Origin of the sequence: Shewanella sp. SR44-4, from assembly GCF_014163715.1 — a bacterium.
Taxonomy (GTDB): Bacteria; Pseudomonadota; Gammaproteobacteria; order Enterobacterales; family Shewanellaceae; genus Shewanella.
In genome coordinates this window covers 1-1,222 of the sequence record NZ_JACJDU010000114.1, presented here as the reverse complement: position 1 = coordinate 1,222, position 1,222 = coordinate 1, and the positions used below count along the sequence as shown (strand labels likewise).

1 protein-coding gene is annotated in these 1,222 nt (G+C 41.7%); it reads left to right on the top strand.

The window, feature by feature from the left end:
* Positions 1–80: 80 nt before the first annotated feature.
* The gene (locus H5125_RS21615; RefSeq protein WP_182745487.1) at positions 81–1,190 is read left to right on the top strand and encodes an ISAs1 family transposase; all 1,110 of its coding nucleotides are present in this window, start codon (positions 81–83) and stop codon (positions 1,188–1,190) included.
* The last annotated feature ends 32 nt before the right edge of the window (positions 1,191–1,222 follow it).

Sequence of the window (1,222 nt, the reverse complement as noted above, 5' to 3'; positions counted from 1 at the left end):
CATTTTTCAGTCAATTAAATACACTATTTGACGTTAACATTTAGCTATGATCTTATACTCCTTTTTTCCGGGAGCTCACCATGCATATTGACCACTTCAAAGAGACTTTTCAAACCATAACAGACCAACGTCAAGGAGCGAAAGTCACCTATTGCCTTTTTGAGGTTCTGTTTGGTTCGCTGTGTGCTGTGATTGCCGGTGCTAAAGGTTGGTTTGATATTCGTGAATATATTCTTGGACATCATGAGTGGTTTAAAAAAAACGACATATTCGTGAATGGTATCCCTGCAGATGACACAATTGCTCGTATTATATCAACCATTAAACCCGAACAGTTTCACCAATGTTTTATCAACTGGATGTCATCGATACATACCCTTACTGAAGGTCAAGTGATTGCTATCGATGGAAAAACGCTTCGAGGGTCATACAATCGTGAAGATAGGGCTAGCACCATACACATGATTAGTGCCTATGCTTCCTCAAACAAATTAGTACTTGGCCAACTTAAAACCGAACAAAAAAGCAATGAGATAACCGCTATTCCTGAGTTGATAAAAATGTTAGATATCAAAGGGGCTTTAGTGACTATCGATGCGATGGCTTGTCAAACAAAGATAGCCAAAACCATTGTGGAACAAGGTGGTGACTATCTGCTTGCCGTTAAAAGTAATCAGGGCAAGCTCCGCGAAGCGATTGTAAAAGCTTTCTCTTTCCAGCGAGCCAACAATACAGATAAATCCATAATTGAACAGGGTCATGGCCGAACAGAGTGTCGTCAGTGCTATGTTATTGACAGTACAAACTTAGTCGGTGACTTTTCAAAGTGGAAGGGGCTAAAAAATATCGTTATGGTTGAAAGTTGTCGCCTTGAAAAAGGAAAACCAATCGAGCTTGAGTACCGTTATTACATCAGCTCTAAGGAGCTAAGTGCTGAACAAGCTGCAAGAGCCGTGAGAGAGCACTGGGGTATAGAATCGATGCATTGGGTGCTTGATGTGAGTATGAGCGAAGATGCATGTCAAATATACAACGCTCACGGGGCCGAAAATCTGTCATGCCTGCGTCATATGAGCTTGAATATGTTACGAGCTGAGTCGACGAAGATAAGCATCGTTGGAAAACAAAAGCGATGCATGATGAATACATCGATGCTTGAGGCGGTATTAAAGGCTGGTTTTGGTGCTTAGGTTAAAAGTTAAGCACTCATGCGGTGGCCCTG

Excerpts from the sequence above, each read along its gene's own strand:
- H5125_RS21615 (WP_182745487.1), top strand. The coding sequence starts at position 81 with ATGCATATTGACCACTTCAAAGAGACTTTTCAAACCATAACAGACCAA.